A 21384-nucleotide genomic window follows, 5' to 3' on the forward strand; every position below is an offset into this window, starting at 1 on the left:
CCCCGCCCATGACTCACGCTTCCGTATCCGCCACCGCCGGAGAGACCCTGCGTCGGGCGCTCGCCCTCGCCAGGTCCGCCCGTGTGCCCTCCCGTGCCGCCCTGGCGCCGCGCCGGTCCTTCCCCTGGGCCGGTGAGCCGTCGTCTCGCGCCGCGCCACTGGGTGTGCCGGAGAGTCCGGGTGGATACGGCGGACCGGGGCAGACGTCCTCGGCCGGCGAACGGGTCGACCTGGACCGCCTGTTGAGGCTCTCGCTTGCGGTGCCCGGCGGCAGCGGTGCGGGCCGGCTGCGCCCCGTACCGTCCGCCGGCGCCCTGCACCCCGTCCGGGCCCACCTGCTGGTGGGAGAGGGCTGCTCGCTGCCGCCCGGGCGGTACGCCTACGATCCGCACACCCACCGGATCCACCGCCGTGGCCCGGCCCCGGCGTCCGCTTCAGCCGACGGGCCGAGAGGAGTTGTCGCCGTACTCACGGTCGACGCCGTCGACACGCTCACCCACTACGGCCACCGGGCCTGGCCCCTGCTCCTTCTGGACGCCGGCCACGCGGTGGCGGCCCTGGTGCTCGCGGCGTCCGAAACCGATACGGCGGTCTGCCTGGACGCGGACGGTGCTGCCCTCGCGGCGGCGGCCGGACTCCCGCGGGCGGGTGAGTGGACGGCGCTCTGGCCGGGGACCGAACCTGAACAGCCCCTGGCCGCCGTCCACTTCACCCCCCACGGGACCGCCCGCCCCGACGACCCGCTGTCCCTCTGGGCGTCGCTGCCGCTCGCCGCCGCCCCCTCCCCGGTCGCGGGCCCAGCACCGCCCGGCGCGCTCACCGAAACGCGGCAGCTGCTCGAACTCCTCGGCGCGGGCGAACAGACCAGAAGCACCTGGCAGCCGGTAACCCGCCCCGCGCCCGTCACCGACCGCGTGCTGGCCGGGCGCCGGAGCGCCGACCCGGCCGATCTCACGCAGCCGGTCCCCGAGGACCTGCTGGCCCGGATCCTCACCACGGCCGTCGGCGCGTGGCCAGGCGGACCCGCGTGGAGCGCGGCCGTCGGCGCCCCCAAGCCCGCGCTGCTCACCCTCACCCCCCGGGACACCGCCCGCGCCCGGACACCTGCCTGCCCACGGCCGCGCCCCGCCGTGCCACCCGCACCGGCCCTGAGCGTCCTGGCCGCCGGAGAGGCGCGGCCCACCCTCGCCCACTGGGCGGCCGGACAGCGCTGGATCGCGGATGCCGGGGCCGTACTCCTGGCCCACGGCTGTCCCTCCGACGCCTCCGCGTCCCGGATCGGACTCGACCACCTCGCCGCCGGATACGCCGCCGGAATCGCCCATGTCCACGCCGTGGCCGAGGGGTTGCCGGCACGACCCGTCGGCTCCTGGCAACAGGCCGACCTCGGAGCCGCGCTCGGCGAGGCCCCCGGCCGCGAATGGATCGTGCACGCCCTCGCCCTCGGCGGCCCGCCCGCCCCGAACTCTCCGTCCTACGAGGAAGAACGCCCATGATGCTCCACCCCGAACTCCTACGGGCCTCGCGCGGCGCGGCCCGGCCGCTCGCGCTCGCCACCGCCCTGCTCGCCGCCGTCACACTCACCCATCTCGCGCAAGCGGTCCTGCTCGCCGTCGTACTGTCCCGGATCGCCCGCGGCGACCTGGACGGACTGCCCGTGCTGCTCGGAGGGGTGTTCGCCGTCGTTCTCGTACGGGCCGTCCTGGCCAGGGCGCAGCGTCTGACGGCCGTGACGGCGGGGGCGGCCGTCCGGGTCCGGCTCCGTGACGACCTGCTGGCACGCCTCGGGCGCCTGGGTCCGACCGCGGTCACCGGCGCGCGGGCGGGCGCGGTCAGGGCGACCGTCGTGGACGGTGTGGAGGGCGTGGACTCCTATGTGTCGCGCTACCTCCCGCAGTTGGTCATCACGTGCACCGTGCCCTTTGTGCTGCTCGGCGTCGTCGCCCACGTGGAGCCGCTCGCCGTGCCGGCCCTCGCCCCCGCGCTGTTGCTCGCGCTGTTCGGACCGCGCTGGTGGGACCGGCTCCTGGCGCGCCGGGGCAGGGAACACTGGGACACCTACGAGGCGTTGGCGGCCGACTACCTGGAAGCGTTGCAGGGGATGGCGACGCTGCGCGCCACCGGAGCGGTCGGACGAACGCGGGAACGGCTGGAGCGGCGTTCGGCGGCGCTGCACCGTGCCACCGTGGCCAAGCTGCGCGTCTCGCTGGTCGACACCGGCCTCACCGATCTCGCGGTCCAGGGCGGCACGGCAGCGGCGGTCCTGGTCGCGTGCGCCTCCGCGACCACCGGGCGTACCACCAGCGTCGGAACGTACCTCCTCCTGCTGCTGGCATCGGAGTGCTTCCGGCCGGTCCGTGACCTCTCCCGCGAATGGCACGCGGGCTATCTCGGCGTCTCCGCGGCCGACGGCATCGCCGCGCTGCGCACCGGCGAAGCCAAGGTGGCCGATCACGGTACGGCTCCCGCGACGTGGGATACGGCCCCCCAAGTCACCTTCCACGACGTCCACTTCACACACCCCGGCACGGAGCTGCCCGCCCTCGACGGGGTCAGCTTCACCGTCGCCGCCGGGCGCACCACGGCCATCGTGGGACCTTCCGGGGCGGGCAAGTCGACTCTCCTCAGCCTGCTGCTGCGCCAACGCGACCCCGACAGCGGGCAGATCACCGTCGGCGGGGCGCCCACCGCCGCGTACGCGCTCGACTCCCTGCGCCGGGGCATCGCCGTGGTGTCCCAGGAGACGTATCTCTTCCACAGTTCGGTGGCGGACAACCTGCGCCTGGCCAGGCCCTCCGCGACGGACGCCGAACTGCGCGCGGCGGCACGGACGGCGGGCATCCACGAGGAGATCGCCCGTCTGCCGGACGGTTACGACACACTCGTCGGTGAACGCGGCGCCACACTCTCGGGCGGGCAGCGCCAACGTCTCGCGCTCGCACGGGCGTTGCTCGCCGACGCGCCGGTCCTGGTCCTGGACGAGGCGACGAGCGCGGTCGACCGGCGCGGCGAGGCCCGGATCGTGAGGGAACTCCTGACGGCGAGCCGTGGACGTACCTGCCTCGTCGTCGCCCACCGGCTCGACGCCGTACGCCACGCCGACCACATCGTCGTCCTCGACGCGGGCCGTGTCGTCGCGGCAGGCGATCACCGGAGCCTGCTGGCGAGCGGAGGCGTCTACGCCTCGCTCGTCGCCGCGGGCAGCGGCGCCGTCCGGGAGGAACAGGCCGCGTGAAACAACCGACCCAGCAGCGACCCGACGAATCCCGCGCGGCCGGACACGACGGCCGGCGGCCCGGTGCCCTGCGCTCCCTGCTGCCTGTTCTCGGCGCGCACCGTGCCATGCTGGTACGCACCTGTCTGGCCGCCCTGACCGGCCAGGCGACGCTGGTCGCCCTGGTCACCCTCGGCGCGTACGCCGTGGGCACAGCGGTGACCGAGCACCGGCCCCCGTCCACCGTCACGGTCATCGCGCTCATCGGGCTCGTCCTGGTCAGAGGGGTCTCCACCTGGTGGGAGATGGACCTCTCGCACGACCTCGCCTACCGGGTCCTCGCCGAACTGCGGGTCCGCGTCTTCGACGGGCTCGCCCGCAGCGCGCCCGCCCGGATCGCGGGCCGCCGAAGCGGCGATCTCGCGGCGACCGCCCTCGGTGACGTGGAAGCCCTTGAATTCTTCTACGCCCACGCCATCGCCCAACTCCTCGCCTCCGGGCTGGTGTTCGGCGCGGCGGCGGTGGTGCTCGCCACGCTGGACCCCTGGCTGCTCGCCGCCGTGCTGCCGGCCGCGCTGCTGCTCGCCCTGGCACCCGTCCTGGACGGACGCGGCCGTGCCGTACGGGGAGCCCGCACCCGGGCCGCGCTCGCCGAGCTCTCCGCCGAGACGGTCGAGACGGTCGACGGCCTGCGCGAGCTGCTGATGGCCGGGGCCCTGGACCGCAGGCGGGCCCGTCTGCGGTCATCCGGCCACCGGCTGGCACGGGAACAGCGGGCCGAGCAGTCCTGGGAAGCGAGCGCGGCGGGCCTGCGCGATCTGCTGGTCGTCGGCGCGGTGATCGGCGTGGTCGCCGCGACGGTGTACGTGGCCGACGGCGGCCGGCTCGAAGGAGCCTGGGCACCCGCCGCGATGGCGCTGGCCCTCGGCGCACTGGCACCGGTCGCCGACTCCGCGGCGACGCTGGGCCAGGCGGGCGGGCTGCGCGCCGCGGCCGTCCGGGTCCGCGCCGCGCTCCGGGCACCCGCGGGCGCGCCGGAACCGGCGGCTCCACGCCCCGTACCGGCCGGACCGCTCGGGATACGGCTGCGCGGCGTGCGGTTCGGATACGGCGGCGGGGCCGTGCTGGACGGACTCGATCTGACGGTACGGCCCGGAGAGACCGTGGCCCTCGTCGGGGCGTCGGGGGCGGGCAAGACGACCTGCGCACATCTGCTGGCCCGCTACTGGGACCCGCACGAGGGGGCTGTCGAGCTGGTGCCGGAGTCCGGCGCCGACCCCGCCGAGCTGAGGGATCTGTCCGAGCGGGACCTGCGTGCGGCGATCGCCGTCGTCGGACAGGAGGCCCCCCTCTTCCACGGCACGCTCGCCGAGAACCTGCTTCTCGGAGCCCCCGACGCCACCGCGGAGCAGCTGCGCACGGTGATCCGTGTCTGCGGCATCGACTCCCTCGTCGGCGCCCTCCCCGAGGGACTCGGCACCGCGGTCGGCGAACGGGGCGCCACCCTGTCCGGCGGACAGCGGGCCCGGGTGGCCCTGGCCAGGGCGCTGCTCAGCGACCCCCGGGTCCTGGTCCTCGACGAGACCACGGCACATCTCGACCACCGGGGCGACGCCGAACTCGCCGCGGCCCTCGCGCGGGTCTCCGCCGACCGTACGACCCTGGTGATCGCACACCGCCCCGCCACCGTGCGCAGAGCCGACCGCATCGCGGTGCTGGAGGACGGACGGGTCGTGGAGGAGGGAACCTGGGACGAACTGACGTGTTCCGGGGGCGCGTTCGCGCAGCTGTTCCGTGCCGGCTGATCGGGCCGGCCGGCATGGGCGGTCAGAGATAGTCACCGGCCTCGGCTCCCAGCACGTTCAGAAGTGCCAGGGCCTCGGCCCCGGAGGATCCCGGGGGCGCGCTGTAGAGCACGAGGTGCTGGTCGCGGTCGGTGAGTGTGAGCGCGTCGCAGTCGACGGTGAGCTCGCCGACGACCGGATGGCGGAAGGTCTTCGTGAGCATCGGCGCGGCCCGCACGTCGTGCCGCGCCCAGAGCCGGGCGAACTCGGGGCTGCCGTCGCGGAGTTCGTCGACGAGACCGGTCACAGCGGGATCCGCCGGGTAGCGGGCGAGGGTGGCCCGGAGCTCCATGACGACCTGCTGCCGGAACTCGGTGGCGTCGGAGATCCCGTACAGCTCCGCGCCGGGTCGCGGCGGCTCAAGGAACGCCCGGCGCGCGAGATTTCGGTCCTTCGGGGCCAGCGCGCCGAAGTCCTCCATGAGCGCGGCGGTCAGATCGTTCCACGCGAGTACCTCGAACACGGCGGACGTCACGAAGGCGGCCGTCTGCGGCAGCCGGTCGAGGAGCGTGAGGATGCTCGGGCGGACATCGCGCCGGTGCAGGCGGTTACGGGTCGGCGCGGTGCCCGCGAGGACGTGGAGGTGGTCGGACTCGGCGTCGGTGAGCCGCAGCGCTCCCGCGATCCCGGCCAGGACCTCGCCCGACGGCCGCGGCGCCCTGCCCTGTTCGAGCCGGACGTAGTACTCCGTGGAGATGTGCGCGAGGACCGCGGCCTCCTCACGGCGAAGACCCGGTGTCCGGCGTCGCGGCCCGGAGGGCAGACCCACATCCTCCGGCCGTAGCCGCTCGCGGCGGCTGCGGAGGAACACCCCGAGTCCCTGTCTGTTCATACTCCAAGTCTGCACGCCGCGCGGCAGCGGATCCTGGTACCGCCTGTGCCTGTATCCGGCCCGGTGGCCGACCCGACAGTGTCGTCATGACCAACACCACTCACACCGCACCCATCGGCCTGCTCACCGGCAAGGTCGTGTTCATCACGGGCGCCAGCCGCGGCATCGGCGCCGCCGCGGCCCGGCTCTTCGCCTCGGAGGGCGCCGCCGTCGTGCTCGCGGCCCGCGGCACGGACGCGCTGCGGCGGATCGTCGGCGAGATACGCGCCGACGGAGGCGTCGCCGACGCCGTAACCCTGGACCTCGCCGACCGTACGAGTGTCCGCGCGGCGGTCGGCCGCGTCGAGGAGCTGCACGGACGGCTCGACGGCGCCTTCAACAACGGCGCCGCGATCCAGCGGCCCGGCCCGCTCGAAACCACGAGCGACGAGGACATCGACGAGCAGTTCGCCGTGAACTTCCGCTCGCACTGGACCGCCATGACCGCCGAGGCCGCCCTCATGCGACAGAACGGCGGCGGCGCGATCGTCAACACGTCGAGCATCGGCAGCCGCCGCGCGAACCCCGCCCTCCCCGCGTACGGCGCCATGAAGCGCGCGCTCAACAGCATCACCGAGACCGCGGCCGTGACCTGGGGCCGTCAGGGCGTCCGGGTGAACGGCATCACGCCCGGCGGCACCGCCACGGAGATGATCGACGCGTGGGAGGCGGTGTCCCCGGGCATCATCGAGCGCAACATCGCCCTGACCCCGCTCGGCCGCATGGCCGAGCCCCGCGAGGTGGCCGAGGTGGCGGCGTGGCTGCTCAGCGACCGTGCCTCGATGGTCACCGGCGCGATCGTCCCGGTCGACGGCGGCGCCGGCGCCTGAAGGCCCTGAGGCCGTCGCCCACACCGTGCGGTCGACGCTCCGACCGGATTGCCCCGGCCCGGTACTCTCTCCGGGTGACTCGGCAACCTCCACCTGGTGAGCGGCGGCCCGCGAACGAAGGGCGCAAGGCCGCCGCCCGCAACCGGGCCGCTCTTGTCGCCGCCGCCCGGGAGATCTACGCGGACCAGGGCCTGAACGCTCCGCTGTCCGCCATAGCGCGGCGAGCCGGAGTGGGGCAGGCCGTGCTGTATCGGCACTTTCCCGATCGTGCCGCCGTCGCCACCGCGGTTCTGGGCGAGAACGTCCGGCAGATCGAGCAGGCGGCGGCAGCGCGGGGGGCGGACATCGCCGGGGTGCTCGGTGTTCTGACCTGGCATCAGACCCAGTCCGCCGCCTTCATCAGCATCTTGCACGCCGATGGTCTGGCCGGCCGCTCCGGCGATCTCTCGTACGCCTCCGAGCTGTCAGGGCGGGTCGAGCATGCCCTTCGGACACTCCTGCCGGACAACCATCCGCTGACCGGCGCGGAAGGCGATCTCATGATCGCCGTTGCCATGGTCTCCGGTGCCGTCACCGGCCCCACCCGCGAGCAGCGGGAACACCGAGCGCTGGCGGGATGGCGGCTGCTCGGTGTCGAGGTGGGACCGGTGCGCCCCTTCGACTAGTGAAGAGTGTGGTCAGCCGCCGTTGGACTGCCTGACACCTTCCGCCAGCGCGTCGAAGGAGTAGAGATAGCCCCCCGCGGGGCCGCTGACAGTCATATAGGCCTTGGTCCCGCCGGGCGTGATCGCGACATTGGTGGCCGATTCGAGCCCTTCGGCTTCGCGCCCTCCGGCCTGGGCGGGAACCGTGACGGTGGCCAGACGCTCACCGTGCCGGTTGTAGACCACCATCGCGGCGCGGCCGTGCAGGCCCTGATAGAGGTTTCCGTCCGCGTCCACGGCGATCGAGTCCGTCTGTGCCGTCCCGCCGTCGACCCGGATCGCGGTGTGCTGGGAAGTGACCCCGCCCTTGCCGTCCAGGCGGAAGTAGGAGATGCGGTTCTGAGTGAGCTCGCTGACCCACAGACCACGGTAATCCGCGTCGAAAGAGATCCCGTTCGGCGCTGCCAGCTCATCCGCCAGGACGGTCGCGCTCTTCCCCGCGCGGTCGATCCGCACCACGCGCCCCGTCGCCTCGCCCTCGGACATGCCTCGTGAATCGCTGATGTACAGGTTGCCGTCCCGGTCGAAGGCGAGGTCGTCGGGGTTCATCCGCGCTCCGTCGACCTCACCGGAGAAGAAGGTGCGCCGGTCACCGCCGTCCGGGGCCAGGCTCACGATGTCGCCTTGGGAGAAGTCGGTGAGATAGACGCGCCCGTCGTACGGGCTGAACTGGGCCGACGTGTAGGCGCCCCGGTCGTCGGTGTGGACCGGGCGCGATGTCTTCTTCGCCGTGTCGACACTCAGCACCTTGGGCTCGCCGGCGGGTGCGGTGACATCGACGACGAGCAGCTTGCCGTCCTCGCCGAAGGTCGGACCCTCCAGCAGGGTCATGCCGGTCTCTTCGTGCACCTTCGTCAGTCGCATGACCTTCTGGGCCCGGATGGTCCTGTCCGCGCCCGTGGCCGCCGCCGTGTTCCCGGCCGCCGCGGCGCCCCCGGCCGCTCCGCCTGTGCCGGTACCGCACCCGGTGAGGGTCAGCAGACCGATCGCGGCAAGCCCGCTGAGGGATCGGATCGGGGTTCGTCGCATGGGGTCACTCTCTCTGTCCGAGGTAGCCGTCCGAGGCGGGCGGATGCTTCCTCCGCCTCAACCGGACAACGCTGTCCGGTAGTTGCTACGGTAGTACATGCCTGCTCAAGTCCGGTGACTGCTCCGCCAGTTGTCGGACAAGCGGCTTTCTGGACGTGAACCGGAAGGATCGGGATCCCCCACATGACGAACTCCGAAATGACGAACTCCGACGCGTTGTCCGCCACGGAACTCGCCGAGTTGAGGCGGCGCTATCGCGTCGAACGAGAACGGCGCGTGCGCCCCGACGGCGCTCGGCAGTACCTCGCCGCCGACGCCCGTTTCGGCTACTACGCCGACGATCCGTACGCGGGTGAGACGCCTGGGCGTGAGCCGCTGCGGGACAGGGTGGACGTCGCGGTCGTCGGCGGCGGCTTCGGCGGCATCCTCGCCGGCGCGCGGCTGCGCCAGCGGGGGATCGGGCGCGTCCGCGTCGTGGAGAAGGGCGGTGACTTCGGAGGCACCTGGTACTGGAACCGGTACCCGGGCATTCACTGTGACGTCGAGTCGCACGTCTACCTTCCACTGCTCGACGAGACCGGATACGTACCGGAGTGGAAGTACGCTCCCGGCGAGGAGATCCGCCGGCACGCGGTACGGATCTCGGAGAAGTTCGACCTCTACGCGGACGCGCTTTTCTCCACGTCGGTCACGTCCTTGACCTGGGACGAGACCTCGGAGGCGTGGATCGTCACGACCGACAGGGGCGACGAGTTCCGTGCCACGTACGTCGTCACGGCCACCGGCACCCTGTCCGAGCTGAAACTTCCCGGCATCCCCGGGATCGAGGACTTCAAGGGCCACACCTTCCATACGTCACGCTGGGACTACGCCTACACCGGTGGCACCCCGGACGGCGGCCTCACCGGCCTCTCCGGCAAGCGCGTGGGCGTGGTCGGCACCGGCGCCACCGGCATCCAGGTCGTCCCGAAGCTCGCCGAGGACGCCGGACATCTCTACGTCTTCCAGCGCACCCCCTCCACCGTGGACGTGCGCGCCAACCGCCGCACCACCGCGCAGGACGTCGGCGCCGACCACGACGGCTGGGCACGGGAGCGCCGCGACAACTTCCTGCGCGTGGTGTCCGGCGAATCCGCAGAGGAGGACCTCGTGGCGGACCGGTGGACCTCGTCCGCCGGTCTGCTGGAGAAGCTCCTGCCGAGCTTCCGCCGCCCGGCCGACCGGAAGGCGTTCGAAGCGGCCTACGAGGTCACGGACGGCACCAAGATGAACGAGATCCGCGCCCGCGTCGAGCGGATCGTCATCGACGCGGACACGGCGGAGAAGCTCAAGCCCTGGTACCGGTACGCCTGCAAGCGCCCCACGTTCTCCGACCTGTACCTCCAGGCGTTCAACCTCGACAACGTCACCCTGGTCGACACGGCGGACACCCACGGCATCGAGCGGATGACCGAGCGCGGGGTCGTGGTCGGCGGCACCGAGTACGCACTCGACTGTCTGATCCTCGCCACCGGGTTCTCCGTCGGCACCTCCGGTGTCCACTCCGGCCAACTGCCCGTCCACGGCCGGGGCGGCGTCCAACTGCGGCACGCCTGGCAGAAGGAGGGCCCGCGGACCCTGCACGGCTTCACGAGCAACGGCTTCCCGAACCTGATCCAGTTGGGGGGCACGCAGAGCGCAAGCAGCGTCAACTACACGCACGTGCTCGACGAGCACGCCGTACACGCGGCGGCCCTCGTCGCGGGCGCCGAAGCCAGGGGCGCCGTCATCGAACCGTCTCGCGAGGCGGAGGACGCCTGGATCGCCGTTCTGGCCGGGAACGCCCCCGATCACGAGTGGTTCCACGCCGAGTGCACACCCGGCTACTACAACGGTGAGGGACGCGGCCGGCCGAACGGCCCGACCGCCTACCCCCACGGCGCGTACGCCTTCCACGATCTTCTGAAGCGATGGCGGGAGGAGTCCATGGACGAGGTCCTCCAGGACAGGACGTCCGCTCGGCCGTAGGGCGGCCGATGGCGCCAGGGTGGCGCGACGAGTGCCGCACCCGCTGATGAGAAGCCGGGTGCGGCACGCGCCTTCGCCCCGAATCCCCGGGGTCAGTCGCGGATGTCCTGGAGCAGCCACTCGCGGGGGATCTCCCGGCCCAGGCCCCGCTCCCGGGCACGTTCGTAGACGAGGGCCGCGATGGCGTGGAACTGGGCTCCCTGAATGTTGCCGCGTTCCGAGAAGGCCACCTGGCTCTCGTCGTCGCGGGCGCGGGCGCGGCCTTCGAGTACGGCGTCGAGGCGCACCGTCCGGGCGGTGCCCGGCGGCCGGCGGGCCTCCTTGCCATGGTGGTGGCGCTGCCAGACGGGATCGTCGGGCCGAGCCCGGTAGGTCACGTACTCGTCGTCGGTCGCCCAGGCCGGCGCCGACGTGGGCACGCTGGCACTGCCCAGCCGAAGCCAGACATCGACGCGCCGCAGCGCGTCGGCGTCCAGGCGCCCGCCGATGCGGGTCATGTGCGTTCCCGGCCGCAGCGGGCTTCCGAGGACGACGCTGCCGACCGCATCGGTGCACCCGGCCACCATGTCGGCGCCCTCATGGGCCTTCTCGGGCGCGTCCACCGCCACCACGTCGATGCCGTGCTCTTCGCGCATCTCCGCGGCGAATCGCTCCCGGTTCGCTCGGGTGGGGCTGTAGACCTGCACCCGTTCCAGCGGGCGGACCGTACGGAACGCCTCGATGTGGCTGCGTGCCACGCCGCCCGAACCGAGCAGCCCCAGTACGCGGGCGTCCTCGCGTGCTCCGAGGTCCGCGCCGATCGCGGAGTCGGCACCCACGCGCAGATGCTGCAACAGCCCGTCGTTGAGGAGCGCGAGGGGTTCACCGGTGCGCGCGTCGAGCAGAAGCACCAGCCCGCAGAAGGTCCCCGGTTCCAGGCAGTACTTCTCCTGGGTCCGGTTGCTCCCGGTGGTGACCTCCGTGAGCAGGTCCGACTTCATGCGGATGGCGACGTAGCCGGTACGCGCCGATCCGCCGTCCATCGTTCCCCACTGGTAGACGCGCTCGTCGTCCACGGGCAGGGACAGGTCGATGCGCGGACGGCAGACGGCGATACCCGCGCTCAGGTCCCGATAGGACTGTTCGAGGCCCGTACGACATCGGGCATGGTGAGCACGCCGGCCGTGACCTCGTTGTTGAGGACGAGCATGAGTCTCCCCTCGCTTGGCTTCCGTCCGGGCCGGGGCCTGGTGGCCGGGGCCGGTCAGGTACGCAGTGGTGTACCGGGACCCTCGGCCTCGACCCGGGCCGAGAGGTGGCGCCACATCGTCGACACGTTGAACGCCGCGCCGAGGTCCGGCAGTTCGCCGAGGTCCTCGTCGGGGATCGGGCGCAGCGGCGCACCCGTGGAGGCCACGGCGAGCGCCATGCGGGCCAGGGAGTCGACGGCCAGGGCCCGGGTCACGGCCTCCGCGACCGCATGGGCGGGGTCACCCGTGCCCACGGCGACCAGGCCGTGACACCGCAGGACGACCACGGGACGGTCGCCGAGCGCGGCCACCATTCCCTCCGCCAGATCGCGGCGGCGGATCAGCGCCGAACGGGGCCACACGGGGATGCCGTCGTGGGCGAGCCGGGCGGCAGGGATGTCGTACGCCCCGATGAGCGGGAGCCAGGGCGGCTCCGCCATCGACGCCCCGATCCGGAATCAGTTGGGCTATGGGTCTGTTGGTATGACTTTAATCCATTGAGTAAGATAGCGTCAATGAAGCCTCTGACCAATGGGAGAATGCGGGTATGTCATCACGCCCCGGCCAGTCCCAATCCCCTGAGACCGAAGTCGGGACCTCCGCCAAGCGGAGCGCCTCGTCCGGCGGTCTGTTCAAGGCGGTTTCCTCAAGTCGCGTCTCCCAGCTGATCGTCGACCAGATCAAACTGCTGTTGAAGGAGGAGCGCCTGCAGCCTGGTGACCGGCTTCCCAGTGAGCGAGAACTGTGCGTGCAGTTCGGGGTCAGCCGGGTGACAGTGCGTGAGGCGCTGCGCAGTCTGGAGACCAGCGGGCTGGTCGAGATCCGGGTCGGCGCCCGGGGCGGCGCGTTCGTGACGGCGCCGTCGTCGCGCCGGGTGGGGGAGGGGCTGGCTGATCTGCTGACGCTGTCGCCGCTGTCGGCGTCCGAAGTCACCGAGGCGCGGCTGGTCTTCGAGCTCGGGATCATCCCCCTGATCGTCGAGCGTGCCACCGAGGAGGACCTCGACGCGCTCCGTGTGATGTGTGACGAGCACGCGGAAGCGGTCAAGCGGGGCGCGTACGACATGGAGATGTCCGCCGCCTTCCACACCCGCGTCGCCGCGTGCACGCACAACGCCGCGATCGAGATGCTCGTGCAGTCCTTCCACGGTCCGCTGCTCATGAGTCTGCGCGAGGCGCAGAGCGTGGAGCCGAAGATGGGTCAGTACGGATCGAAGGAACACCGCCAGTTCGTCGATGCCGTTGCCGCGCGGGACGCGGAGGCGGCGACGGAGATCATGCGCACGCATGTCGGACGGACGGCTTCGCGGGTGAAGGCCGACAGCGGAGGTAAGTGACCGAAGCGCGGACGAGTCCCGGGTCCTGCCAGAACGAGGCGGCCTTCTACATCCTGGAGGGCCGTGGCTACGAGGTCCACGACGACAAGCGTTACGACTGGACCAAGGACGACCTCGTGTTCGTCCACACCGACTCGGTGCACCGCCACTTCAACCCCTACGACGAGACCGCCACCGCCCTGGTGGTGAAGGCCAAGAGCACCTGGATGTTCATGGGCCTCCCGCAGCAGGGACGCAGCGGCCCCGTCGAGGGCGAGGAGAGGTTCGGGCCCCGCGAGGACTGGTCCCGGATCTGGACGCCCGGAGTCGGGGACCGCAAGAAGGTCATCGGCGTCGGGGACACCACCTGGGAGAACACACCGCTCGGCCGTGTGCGGGTGATGTCCTCACCGGAGCGCACCGATGCCCGCATCTTCTCGATCGACGCGTTCGAACTCGACATCCCCGCCGGCAGCCGCTCGGGCAAGTACTGGAAGATGGCCGACGAGGTCCACTACGTGCTCGACGGCAGCGGCTACGCCCTCCAGTGGGAGGTCGAGGCGGAGATCGCCGAGAAGTACTACGCGCGGGTCGCCAAGGAGCCCACGCGGCACGAGATCACGAAGGGCGACACGCTGTACGTGCCGCAGAACCACGTCACCCTGGTCGACGCCGCACGCGGCGGACTGCGGGAGATCAGCGGGAACCGGCTCCGCGTCGACGGCAGCGACTACGAGGCGGACTGCCTCGTCTTCGCCACCGGGTTCGAGTGGAACACGCCCTACGTGAACAAGATCGGGTTCTACCCGGTGGGACGCGGGGGCATGAGCCTCGGGGAGAAGTGGCGCAACGGCCCGAGGACTCTCCACGGTGTCATGACCAACGGGTTCCCCAACCTGTTCATCATCCCCCTCCCCAACTCCCAGTCGGTGGTGACCGAGAACTTCGCCCACTCCATCCAGGAGAACGCCGGACACATCGCGCGCATTGTCGCCGCGACCGCGGGCCAAGGCATGGCCGCGGTCGAGGCCACCGCCGAGGCCGAGGACGAGTGGTGCCGCATCATCCTCCAGCGGCGGCGCGACGACGCGGCCTTCCTGGAGGCCTGCACTCCAGGAAGGTCCAACAGCGAGGGACATCCCGAACTCAGGTCGCCGCTCAGCTCCAACTTCGGCGGCGATGTTTTCGAGTTCTTCGGACTCCTGGCCGACTGGCGGAATGAGAGGTCACTGCCGGGGCTGCACCTCTCGCCGGGCTAGCCGCCCCCCTGTGGGGCAAGTGGCGCTCACGCGGTGAGACGGTGAAGGATGAGCGGCCATGAGCAAGCCACCTGCACGGATCCGCCTGGCAGACGCCGCGTTCGCCCTCTTCGACGAGCGCGGGTACGAGCAGACGACCGTCGATGACATCGCCGAGCGGGCGGGGCTCGGGCGAACGACGTTCTTCCGGCACTACCGGTCGAAGGAAGACGTCATCTTTCCCGACCACGACCGCCTGCTTGAGCTGATCAGGGAGCGGCTGGCGACCTCCAGTCACAGCACCGCGCTGGTCGCCGTGTCGGACGCGGTGCGGCTGGTGCTGCTGCACTACCTCGATGAGGGTGATCTGGCGAGGCGGCGATACGCGCTCACCAGCAAGGTGGCGGCCCTTCGGGACCGGGAGATCGCCAGTGTGGCCCGCTATCAGCGGCAGTTCCGGGAGTTCATCGCGGACTGGATGGGGGACCCGACGGAGTCGGCGTCGCTACGGGCCGAACTCATGGCCGCGGCGGTGGTCGCGGCCCACAACCACGTGCTGCGCAGGTGGTTGCGGGGCGAGTCCTCCGACCCGGTCGCCGAGCTGGACGAGGCGATGCGCGAGGTGCTTGCCCTCTTTCCGGCACCCGGTTCCCCGCCGGAGCCCGGCGGCACCACCGTTGTCGCGTTCAGGACCGGGCAGGACATCGACGCCTTGCTCCCCTCGCTGCGACGCCTCGTCGAGGGTGGCGAGTGATCCTTGCCGTGTGATCAACGGCACCACCACATGAACGAGACTCAGTATGCATAATTAGGTACTGAGTACCGAACACTGTAAAGGGGCGTTCAGTGAGCTTGAGGATCGTTGTCACTGTGAAGTACGTGCCCGACGCCACGGGTGACCGGCATTTCGCCGATGACCTGACGCTTGACCGTGACGATGTGGACGGTCTGCTCTCCGAGCTGGACGAGTACGCGGTCGAGCAGGCGCTGCAGATTGCCGAAGACGCGGACGGCGCCGAGGTCACCGTGCTGACGGTGGGTCCGGAAGACGCGAAGGACGCGCTGCGCAAGGCTCTGTCGATGGGGGCGGACAAGGCGGTCCACGTCGAGGACGACGATCTGCACGGCACGGACATCATCGGCACCTCGCTCGTGCTCGCGAAGGCGATAGAGAAGGCCGGCTACGACCTGGTGATCTCCGGCATGGCGTCCACCGACGGCACGGCCGGTGTCGTCCCGGCACTGCTGGCCGAGCGGCTGGGTGTGCCGCAGGTGACGCTGCTGTCCGAGGTGTCGGTCGACGGTTCCACCGTGAAGGGGCGTCGTGACGGTGACGCGGCGACCGAGCAGCTCGAAGCCTCCCTGCCGGCCGTCGTGTCGGTTACCGATCAGTCGGGCGAGGCGCGCTACCCCTCGTTCAAGGGGATCATGGCGGCGAAGAAGAAGCCGGTTCAGTCCTGGGATCTGTCCGACCTGGAGATCGACGCGGAGGAGGTCGGTCTCGCCGGTGCCTGGACGGCGGTCGAGTCCGCTGCCGAGCGTCCGGCCCGTACGGCGGGCACGATAGTCAAGGACGAGGGTGAGGGCGGCAAGCAGCTCGCTGAGTTCCTCGCGAGCCAGAAGTTCATCTAAGGCTCATCCGCCTGACCGCCCGTCAGACTTCGTAATCCGCAAGGAGATCCATTCCCATGGCTGAAGTTCTCGTCTATGTTGATCATGTGGACGGTGCCGTCCGCAAGCCCACCCTGGAGCTGCTGACGCTGGCCCGCCGCATCGGTGACCCGGTCGCCGTCGCGCTCGGGAACGGCGCCGCGGACACCGCCTCCACACTGGCGGAGCACGGCGCGGTGAAGGTCCTGACCGCCGACGCCGCCGAGTTCGCCGACTACCTCGTCGTCCCGAAGGTCGACGCCCTCCAGGCCGCCTTCGGGCAGGTGTCCCCGGCCGCCGTCCTCGTCCCCTCCTCCGCGGAGGGCAAGGAGATCGCGGCCCGTCTCGCGGTGCGGGTCGGGTCGGGCATCGTCACCGACGCGATCGACCTGGAGGCCGGTGACGGGGGTCCGGTGGCGACGCAGTCGGTGTTCGCCGCCGCATACACCACCAAGTCCCGTATCACCAGGGGCACTCCGGTCATCACCGTGAAGCCCAACTCGGCCCCTGTCGAGCCGGCCCCGGCCGCGGGCACCGTCGAGGAGCTGGCTGTCACCTTCTGCGAGGGGGCCACCGGTACGAAGGTCGTCGCCCGCACGCCGCGTGAGTCGACCGGCCGTCCCGAGCTGACCGAGGCCGCGATCGTCGTCTCCGGCGGACGCGGCGTCAACGGCGCCGAGAACTTCGCGATCATCGAGGCGCTCGCGGACTCCCTCGGTGCGGCCGTGGGTGCTTCGCGTGCCGCTGTGGACGCGGGCTGGTACCCGCACTCCAACCAGGTCGGCCAGACCGGCAAGTCCGTCTCCCCGCAGCTCTACATCGCCTCCGGCATCTCGGGTGCGATCCAGCACCGGGCGGGCATGCAGACCTCGAAGACGATCGTCGCGGTCAACAAGGACGCCGAAGCGCCCATCTTCGACCTCGTCGACTACGGAATCGTCGGCGACCTCTTCCAGGTCGTCCCGCAACTCACCGAAGCCATCAAGGCACGCAAGGGCTGAAGACCGCCGCTGCTATCGCGTGCCGTTGGTTGTTGGGGTGGTCACCAGGAGTCGGGTGCTGTGGGTCCGGTCCGAGGACGGGCCCGTCTCGATCGCGAACTCTCCCGGTTCCACCGCGCGTTCGCCTTCGCGGGTGACGGAGGCCAGGGTCTGCGCCCCCACCCGGAAGCAGACCTCCGTTCTTTCTCCGGGTTCCAGCACGGTCCGGGTGAAGCCGCGTAGTTCCCGTACGCGTGGCCATGAGGTGCCGCCGACCACCCGGCGTACGTAGAGCTGAACTGTTTCCCGGGTGGACCGGTCGCCGGTGTTGCGGATCTCGACCGTGCACAGAAGGGGCTCTTCTGTGCTGGCGGACGTGCCCGTGGCGAGTTCGGCCGCCGTGACGGAAGTGCGGGAGAGCCGGGGTTCTCCGTACTCGACCGTCGTGTAGCCCATGCCGTGGCCGAACGCGTGGCGCGCGGTGGCGGGCTGGTCGACGTAGCCGCGGTAGCCGTGGTCCTTCCCGTTGTAGAACACGGGCAGTTGCGCCGCCGACCGGGGGACCGAGACGGGGAGCCGGCCGATGGGTTCCGCCGTGCCGAACAGGACGTCCGCCACCGCGCGTCCGCCCCATGGGCCGGGGTACCAGGCGCTGAGTACCGCCTCGGCCCGGTCGGAGAGGTCCGGCAGGGCGTGTGGTCGTCCCTGGACCAGCACCACGGCGACGGGGGTCCCGGTGGCCGTGATGGCGTCGAGCAGTGCCGACTGGCCTTCGGGGAGGCCGAGTTCGGCCAGGTCCACGCCCTCCCCGCAGGTCATGCCCACGGGGTTCCCCACGGAGACGACCGCCGCCCCGTTGGCGTCGAAGCGTGTCCCCGACGCCCGTGCGCTGGAGCCGCCGAGCACCACCACCGCGACGTCGGCGTCCGCGGCCAGAGCGACCGCCGCGGGCAGGGCCGACAGGTCGCCGCCCACGAGATCGCTGCCCCGGGCATGAACGACCTCCACGCCGTCCGGGGCCGCGGCCCTGAGCCCGTCGAGGACGGTGATGCCTGTGCCGGGCCGCTGGGGTGCGGTGTAGTCGCCGATCTGCTGGGGTACGGAGTCGGCGTTCGGACCGACGACCGCGACCCGCCGGACGCTGCCGGTCAGCGGGAGGGTCATGCCGTCGTGCGCGAGCAGGGTGACGGATTCCCGGGCGATGCGTTCGCTGAGGTGCTCCGGGCCCGGGGGCGGGACGCGTTCCCCGGTGTACGGCTGCTCGAAGAGGCCGAGCCGGAACTTCAGGGCGAGGACCCGTCCGACCGCGGTGTCGAGGGTGTGTTCGTCGACCAGTCCACGTCGCACGGCCTGCTCCAGCCGGGGGAAGCTGTCGTCCCACAGGCTCAGGTCGGTCCCCGCCTTCAGCGCCATCGCGCCGGCCGCCGCCGGGTCCCCGGCCAGCCGTACCAGGCGGTCGATCGCGAGTCCGTCGGCCATCACCAGACCGGTGAACCCCCACCGTTCGCGCAGGATTCCGGTCAGCAGTTCCCGGTTCGCGGCACACGGGAGGCCGTCGAATTCGTTGTACGCCGCCATGACGCCCGCTGCCCCGGCGCGGACGCCTGCCAGTGCGGCTTCCAGGTGGATCTCGTGCAGCTCACGGGTGCCGAGTTCGGTGGCCGCGCTGTTTCGGCCGCCGACCGTGGCGCCCTGTCCGGCGAAGTGCTTGAGCACGACAGCGGCCCGGTCCGGCTCGATGCGCTCTCCCGGCGGTCCCTGGACGCCGCGTACCAGGGCTTCGGTGAACCGTGCCGCGAGGTAGGGGTCCTCGCCGAAGCACTCTTCCGCGCGGCCCCACCGTGGATCCCTTACCAGGTCGAGCGCGGACACCAGCGCCACATGGCCGCCGCGCGAGCGGAGCTGCGCGGCGGCGAGGGCGACGGCCTCCTCGTACAGTTCCGGGTTCCAGGTGGCGCCGACGGCGAGGTTGACGGGCAGCAGCGTGCCGTCCAGTGCCTGGAGGCCGTGCGGCATCTCCTCGACCAGCAGGACGGGAATGCCGAGACGGGTGTTCTCCACCACGTGCCGCTGCACGTCGTCGCTGACCCGGGCACCGTCCGCCGCGCCGATGCCCGTGGCCGCCGTCACGCCCGACCAGGGGTCGGCGCGCTGGAGCCCGTAGAGCGCGCCCATCCCGTCGTACGTGGCCACTTCCGTCCGGAACGCCCCGGTCAGCCGGTGGCCCGAGGGGGTGCGTTCGTACGCGTCCCACCCGTACATCCGCTGGTTGACCTGACCCGCCTTCTCGGTGAGTGTCATCCGCGCCAGCAGGTCACCCACCCGGTCGGCGACGGGCGCCGTGGGATCCCGGAACATCGGTTCGGACATCGGATGGCTCGCTTTCACGCAACAGGAGGGGGTGTGCGCCGCTACGGCAGCACACCTGGCGGGCTCAGAGGTTCGCGGCGGGCCCGGAGCTCGGGCCCCGGGCCCGCCGCGCAGGCGGCCGGTCAGCGCGGTTCGGGTCGGCGCAGTTCGAGGACGCGCACCCCGTACGGGGCGATCACCACGTCCCGTACCGGTTCGCCGCCGGCCGGCTCGCGCAGCTCTCCGTCGGCCGACGGGCGGACGGTCAGCTCCTCGTCCGACTGGCTCACCAGCCACACGTAGCGGGTGCCGTCCTCATGGACCAGGGTGTCGGCGGCGACGTACGGCGTGTCGACCGTCACCGGCCGTGCGGCCCCGGCGAGTTCGGCGAGCGCCGCGTACAGGCGATGTGTCTGTTCCGGGTTCGCGCGGGCCGTGCGCGCGGCCATGTGCTCCAGCGGGTAGGTGGCCAGGACCGTACGGCCCTCGCCCGTCTCGTGGCACAGCAGCGCCGGGCGGCCGTGCGCGTCGGTGGCGACGACCCGCGCACCGGCCGGTACGACGGGCAGGTAGGCGCGGCTGTCCTCGTTGCCGGCGACCGGGAAGAGAAGGGTCTCGCCGGCGGCTATGGAGCCGAAGTCCTCGGTGAACGTCATCTCCAGGACGTCGTCCTCGATCGGTTCGGCGACCCCGTAGGAGAGCTGGAGTTCCACGCCGAACAGGCCGTCCAGGTCGTGGAACCACGGGCCGCGCGTCGCCGGGTGCTCGCCCGAGCAGAACGACAGGTAGACCGTGGCGCCCTCCCGGGCCCGCCGCTCCAGCACCCGCCGGGTACGGGTGGTCAACTGCCGTGTCGAGGGCAGCAGATACAGCGCGGCGTCCTCCGGCAGCCCGTCCGCCTCCCGGGCGAGCGCCACGGGCAGGTCCGCGCCGCGCGCGGCCACGTATCCCTGGTGCAGCGACGTGAAGATCAGCGGCCGGTCGGCGGGCCGGCTGTAGGGGTAGCCGCGCTCCAGGAAGGCGGGCACGACCAGGGCGGTGTCGGCGTCCGTCCGGCGGCAGCGGGCGAAGTCGACCCGCTTCAGCACCTCGGCGAAATCGGCCAGCTCCCGCAGCGGTTCCTTCGGGCGGCCGGTGTGGTCGGTGATCCCGAAGTGCATCTCGAAGGGGTGGTGGTCGTACGGAGACTGTTCCCACAGTTCGTCGTAGTCGGTGTTGTTCCAGGCGATCCACCCCGTGGCCCCGCCCAGCAGCGAGTTGTGGAGGGTCTGGCGGTAGAACACGCCCGCGTTCGCCGCGGACACGGTGTCGGTCGACAGCCCGAACTCCTCCAGGACGACGGGCCGGCCGGCGACGGCGGCGAGTTCGCACTCGAACGCGGCACGGTAGTGCTGGCGCGCCCGGTCGGTGTCCGAGCGGTAGACGTGCGGTCCCACGAAGTCGACGTACTCGGCGGTGTCCCGCAGCGAGAAGCCGTTGTCGCGGCCCGTCACCTCGATGCCCCACGCGCCGTCCCCGAGCGACACGGGCTGGGTGCCGCCCGCCGCCCGTACCGCGTCGCACATGAACTGCGCCCAGGCGGTGACGACATCGCTGGAGGGCGGGTCGACCTGGTAGATCCGGCCGTAGCCCGGCATCTCGTTGGTGATCAGCCAGCCGGTGACCGCGGGATGGTCCTTGAAGCGGCGGGTCATCTGGGAGACGAACCACGCCTGCCGCCCGACGAGCCACACGTCCTCGTACAGGTCACGGTTCCCGCGCCAGGCGGGATCCCAGTTCTCGCCCGACATGTGGCCGACGATGAAGGTGGGAACGGTCCCCATGCCCGCCTCGGTGTGGGCGTCCAGGAAGTCACGGAAGCGGTCGCACAGTTCCTCGTCGATCCGCCCCGGCTCCGGGTGGAAGTCGGGCCAGTAGAAGAAGGACCGGGTCATGTTCAGCCCGTGGTCCCGCAGGACGGCCAGCTCCTCGCGGACCGTCTTCGGCTCGTAGTTCCGCCACATCAGCGGACCACCGGTGCGGGACCAGAAGTTGGCGCCGAGCCAGGGCAGGACGGCGGAGTCATGGGTGAGCTGGGCGCTGTGGCGTCGCATGGTCTTTCTCTGACCTCTTCGAAGTGCGGGG

17 protein-coding genes are annotated in these 21384 nt (G+C 71.5%); 11 read left to right on the forward strand and 6 right to left on the reverse strand.

All coding sequences use genetic code 11. From position 1 onward, the window contains the following. The first annotated feature begins 8 nt into the window (after positions 1-8). The 3 genes from OIE74_RS37660 to OIE74_RS37670 are packed head-to-tail and all read left to right on the forward strand — an operon-like array spanning position 9 to position 5019. Positions 9-1496, forward strand: coding sequence for a nitroreductase (locus tag OIE74_RS37660; protein ID WP_329391981.1), 1488 nt, complete (start codon positions 9-11; stop codon positions 1494-1496). Continuing rightward, on the forward strand, positions 1493-3235 hold the full coding sequence (locus OIE74_RS37665; RefSeq protein WP_329391983.1) for an ABC transporter ATP-binding protein/permease: 1743 nt from the start codon (positions 1493-1495) through the stop codon (positions 3233-3235). Before OIE74_RS37660 ends, OIE74_RS37665 begins: the two co-directional genes overlap by 4 nt. After that, positions 3232-5019, forward strand: coding sequence for an ABC transporter ATP-binding protein (locus OIE74_RS37670; RefSeq protein WP_443076332.1), 1788 nt, complete (start codon positions 3232-3234; stop codon positions 5017-5019). Before OIE74_RS37665 ends, OIE74_RS37670 begins: the two co-directional genes overlap by 4 nt. Before the next feature lie 22 nt (positions 5020-5041). Here the strand turns inward: OIE74_RS37670 and OIE74_RS37675 are convergent, their stop codons facing one another. Continuing rightward, on the reverse strand, positions 5042-5890 hold the full coding sequence (locus OIE74_RS37675) for a helix-turn-helix transcriptional regulator (protein WP_329391985.1): 849 nt from the start codon (positions 5888-5890) through the stop codon (positions 5042-5044). An 86-nt stretch (positions 5891-5976) separates the two neighbouring features. Between OIE74_RS37675 and OIE74_RS37680 the strand changes: the two genes are divergently transcribed. After that, entirely contained in the window at positions 5977-6759 is a 783-nt protein-coding gene (locus OIE74_RS37680; protein WP_329391987.1) for an SDR family NAD(P)-dependent oxidoreductase, read from the forward strand. A 74-nt stretch (positions 6760-6833) separates the two neighbouring features. Then, entirely contained in the window at positions 6834-7424 is a 591-nt protein-coding gene (locus tag OIE74_RS37685) for a helix-turn-helix domain-containing protein (protein ID WP_329391989.1), read from the forward strand. Positions 7425-7436: 12 nt separating this feature from the next. On the opposite strand, the gene OIE74_RS37690 is transcribed toward OIE74_RS37685, so the two are convergent. Beyond that, the gene (locus OIE74_RS37690; protein ID WP_329391991.1) at positions 7437-8492 is read right to left on the reverse strand and encodes an SMP-30/gluconolactonase/LRE family protein; all 1056 of its coding nucleotides are present in this window, start codon (positions 8490-8492) and stop codon (positions 7437-7439) included. A gap of 198 nt (positions 8493-8690) precedes the next feature. Between OIE74_RS37690 and OIE74_RS37695 the strand changes: the two genes are divergently transcribed. Further along, complete coding sequence (locus OIE74_RS37695; RefSeq protein WP_329392578.1) at positions 8691-10499, forward strand: flavin-containing monooxygenase; 1809 nt, start codon at positions 8691-8693, stop codon at positions 10497-10499. A gap of 92 nt (positions 10500-10591) precedes the next feature. Here OIE74_RS37695 and OIE74_RS37700 read toward each other — a convergent pair whose 3' ends face one another. Together OIE74_RS37700 and OIE74_RS37705 are read right to left on the reverse strand one after the other, a co-directional pair. Continuing rightward, positions 10592-11554 carry a hypothetical protein gene (locus tag OIE74_RS37700; protein WP_329391993.1) on the reverse strand — a complete coding sequence of 321 codons (963 nt, stop codon included), beginning with the start codon at positions 11552-11554 and terminating at the stop codon, positions 10592-10594. Positions 11555-11742: 188 nt separating this feature from the next. Then, positions 11743-12168, reverse strand: a complete 426-nt coding sequence (locus OIE74_RS37705; RefSeq protein WP_329391995.1) for a class II aldolase/adducin family protein — start codon at positions 12166-12168, stop codon at positions 11743-11745. Between the two features lie 107 nt (positions 12169-12275). On the opposite strand from OIE74_RS37705, the gene OIE74_RS37710 reads away from it, so the two are divergent. From OIE74_RS37710 to OIE74_RS37730, 5 genes are all read left to right on the forward strand, one after another. Next, positions 12276-13064 (forward strand): FadR/GntR family transcriptional regulator, encoded by a 789-nt coding sequence (locus tag OIE74_RS37710; RefSeq protein WP_329391996.1) that lies wholly within the window; start codon positions 12276-12278, stop codon positions 13062-13064. Continuing rightward, positions 13061-14302: a cupin domain-containing protein gene (locus tag OIE74_RS37715; protein ID WP_329391997.1), complete on the forward strand. Its 1242-nt coding sequence runs from the start codon at positions 13061-13063 to the stop codon at positions 14300-14302. Before OIE74_RS37710 ends, OIE74_RS37715 begins: the two co-directional genes overlap by 4 nt. Before the next feature lie 58 nt (positions 14303-14360). Further along, positions 14361-15035, forward strand: a complete 675-nt coding sequence (locus tag OIE74_RS37720; RefSeq protein ID WP_329392000.1) for a TetR/AcrR family transcriptional regulator — start codon at positions 14361-14363, stop codon at positions 15033-15035. Positions 15036-15127: 92 nt separating this feature from the next. Then, a complete protein-coding gene (locus OIE74_RS37725; RefSeq protein ID WP_329392003.1) occupies positions 15128-15913 on the forward strand; it encodes an electron transfer flavoprotein subunit beta/FixA family protein in 786 nt (261 codons plus the stop codon). Between the two features lie 56 nt (positions 15914-15969). Beyond that, a complete protein-coding gene (locus tag OIE74_RS37730; RefSeq protein WP_329392005.1) occupies positions 15970-16932 on the forward strand; it encodes an electron transfer flavoprotein subunit alpha/FixB family protein in 963 nt (320 codons plus the stop codon). A gap of 12 nt (positions 16933-16944) precedes the next feature. Here the strand turns inward: OIE74_RS37730 and OIE74_RS37735 are convergent, their stop codons facing one another. Together OIE74_RS37735 and OIE74_RS37740 are read right to left on the reverse strand one after the other, a co-directional pair. After that, a complete protein-coding gene (locus OIE74_RS37735; RefSeq protein ID WP_329392007.1) occupies positions 16945-19281 on the reverse strand; it encodes a glycoside hydrolase family 3 N-terminal domain-containing protein in 2337 nt (778 codons plus the stop codon). A gap of 122 nt (positions 19282-19403) precedes the next feature. Further along, positions 19404-21353: a glycoside hydrolase 5 family protein gene (locus OIE74_RS37740; RefSeq protein WP_329392009.1), complete on the reverse strand. Its 1950-nt coding sequence runs from the start codon at positions 21351-21353 to the stop codon at positions 19404-19406. Positions 21354-21384: the final 31 nt, after the last annotated feature.

It is taken from the genome of Streptomyces sp. NBC_01716, assembly GCF_036248275.1.
In the GTDB taxonomy this organism is placed as follows: Bacteria; Actinomycetota; Actinomycetes; order Streptomycetales; family Streptomycetaceae; genus Streptomyces.

Excerpts from the sequence above, each read along its gene's own strand:
- OIE74_RS37660 (WP_329391981.1), top strand. The coding sequence starts at position 9 with ATGACTCACGCTTCCGTATCCGCCACCGCCGGAGAGACCCTGCGTCGG.
- OIE74_RS37665 (WP_329391983.1), top strand. The coding sequence starts at position 1,493 with ATGATGCTCCACCCCGAACTCCTACGGGCCTCGCGCGGCGCGGCCCGG.
- OIE74_RS37675 (WP_329391985.1), bottom strand. The coding sequence starts at position 5,890 with ATGAACAGACAGGGACTCGGGGTGTTCCTCCGCAGCCGCCGCGAGCGG.
- OIE74_RS37680 (WP_329391987.1), top strand. The coding sequence starts at position 5,977 with ATGACCAACACCACTCACACCGCACCCATCGGCCTGCTCACCGGCAAG.
- OIE74_RS37690 (WP_329391991.1), bottom strand. The coding sequence starts at position 8,492 with ATGCGACGAACCCCGATCCGATCCCTCAGCGGGCTTGCCGCGATCGGT.
- OIE74_RS37695 (WP_329392578.1), top strand. The coding sequence starts at position 8,691 with ATGACGAACTCCGACGCGTTGTCCGCCACGGAACTCGCCGAGTTGAGG.
- OIE74_RS37705 (WP_329391995.1), bottom strand. The coding sequence starts at position 12,168 with ATGGCGGAGCCGCCCTGGCTCCCGCTCATCGGGGCGTACGACATCCCT.
- OIE74_RS37710 (WP_329391996.1), top strand. The coding sequence starts at position 12,276 with ATGTCATCACGCCCCGGCCAGTCCCAATCCCCTGAGACCGAAGTCGGG.
- OIE74_RS37720 (WP_329392000.1), top strand. The coding sequence starts at position 14,361 with ATGAGCAAGCCACCTGCACGGATCCGCCTGGCAGACGCCGCGTTCGCC.
- OIE74_RS37730 (WP_329392005.1), top strand. The coding sequence starts at position 15,970 with ATGGCTGAAGTTCTCGTCTATGTTGATCATGTGGACGGTGCCGTCCGC.
- OIE74_RS37735 (WP_329392007.1), bottom strand. The coding sequence starts at position 19,281 with ATGTCCGAACCGATGTTCCGGGATCCCACGGCGCCCGTCGCCGACCGG.
- OIE74_RS37740 (WP_329392009.1), bottom strand. The coding sequence starts at position 21,353 with ATGCGACGCCACAGCGCCCAGCTCACCCATGACTCCGCCGTCCTGCCC.